Annotated in this window: 1 protein-coding gene; it reads left to right on the plus strand. The window is 62.3% G+C overall.

All coding sequences use genetic code 11. The annotated features are described in order from the left end of the window. Positions 1-668 precede the first annotated feature (668 nt). Positions 669-1,466 carry a helix-turn-helix domain-containing protein gene (locus MKK75_RS27295; protein ID WP_244045622.1) on the plus strand — a complete coding sequence of 266 codons (798 nt, stop codon included), beginning with the start codon at positions 669-671 and terminating at the stop codon, positions 1,464-1,466. Positions 1,467-1,870: the final 404 nt, after the last annotated feature.

Genomic DNA, 1,870 nt, shown 5'->3' on the forward strand with positions numbered 1-1,870 from the left:
GACATTGCCGGGAACGTCGCCCTCCTTGATGAGGTCCGTCCGTGCCGGCACCTGCCGCAACCGCAGAACGAACGCCCGCAACGCTTCACGATCGGCGTCGGTGAGTTCCTCGAAGCTCTCAAGCTTGCGGATCAGTGCATCTTGCATTGGGCTACGGCGGCAAAGGGCAATTTGCCATCCTATGATTGGTCTAGGGCACAATACTTCGTCATAGGACGGATATCGGCATCCAGTAGCCGGTAAATGGCTGCGGCCGTTACGACCATGGGGTCCTGTGCGTCGGCGTCGATCACCCTGGCAACCTGCAGGCTGCCGATAACACCCGTCCTTCGCAAGTCGGCAGCTGTCGGCGGTCATAGGCGCGCTGATCGCCCCCTAACGTTGACTTGGACGCCTCTGCCGGCCGACATGGGCGGTCACGGCTAGGCTCGCTCCGGCGAGTCGCGGCCGCCATTCAGGAGACCATCGCCGCGAGATAGACCCTGAAAAGCCAACACCCCCGTCCCGGCAAGGACGAGGGTGCTGAAAACCTGGGGCCGTGTGAGGGCCGTAGCTGGTCCCCCCACAAGGCATGAACTCCCCCCGGGAGTCAAGACGGAACCCGTTTCCGTCAACGGGAAGGCTTTGCCTGGACCCTAGCCGCGGCCCGTGAGGGACCGGGTTCGATGATCTATGCCGATGAGATCCGCCGACAGGCGGAGGTGGCTCCGTGCGCGGCGCTACCGGCGGTCACGGCCGCGCTATGGCGTGCCTACGGGGAGGGGAAGGTCACAGAGGCCGAAGCCGAGGCGCTGTCCGGCCTGATTGAGGCGCGGACGCTGTCCACAGGTGGACCCCGATCCGGACAGAGCCCGAACGGGTCGGCAACTGTCACACCCCGGATGGGGGATACGGTCGGGAGCACATCAGGTCTCGTAGGAAGCGTCAGGAGACCCGGCGCCGGCTCTCGGCCACGCACGGACGCCAGCATGGAGCGCCGCCGCCGTTGGGCCGCCTCTGGCCGTCTGCCGCCCGGTCTCGCCGCTCGGTTCACCCTGGCCGAGACCGCCGTCCTTGCTCTGGTGGCGGCCGAGGTGGCGCGCCGCGGTGACTGCCGGCTGGCGATCGACAATCTGGCGGCCGTGACCGGCGTGTCCCGAACGACCGTCAAGAACGCGATCCGCGAGGCGACACGGCTCGGCCTGCTCACCGTCGAGGAGCGGCAGGTCACGGGCTGGCGGAATGACACCAATGTGGTCCGCATCACCAGCCGGGAATGGACGGCATGGCTGCAGTTGGCGCGGCGCACCCTGTCATCAGGGAGAGGGGTCAAATCCGCGACCACCACGCATACTCAGGTTCTAGATCTAGGAGAATCAAGGAAAACGGAACCCAAGAAAGGCTGCCGAGGGGCAGCGGGCGACCTCGACCGATCAGGCCGTGCGAGAATCCGCGAGGGTGGTGGAGGCGGCCGAGCTATGCGGTGAGGGTCTGCGCACGTTTGGCAGAACGAACGAATGCCCAGGTTCATTCCTCGTGCCGCCCCATGCCTTTGTGGCAAGGCGGCGGATTAGAGGATTTTACCGCATGGATATGGGTCGACGTCGCTTTCCCTCGGATCGCGTGATCCAGCCTGAGCGAAACGTCTAGGATTTATCAAATGATGGAATTCTAGATGACGAGGTATCGAACGCCGGCCCACCATTTAGGGTACAATTAAGGGTTTTTTCTCGCGCAACACGTCAAAAAGCAGTCATATGACGAGATTTGAAGGCTGTTTAGAACTGATCACTACAATTCTGAACGATTATTAGGGGAATAAACTATTAATTAACAGAATCTATCAGAAATGTCGATCGGTTCTGCCGCGCGCTGTCAGGCAAGAACTGAT

Origin of the sequence: Methylobacterium sp. J-030, from assembly GCF_022829545.1 — a bacterium.
In the GTDB taxonomy this organism is placed as follows: Bacteria; Pseudomonadota; Alphaproteobacteria; order Rhizobiales; family Beijerinckiaceae; genus Methylobacterium.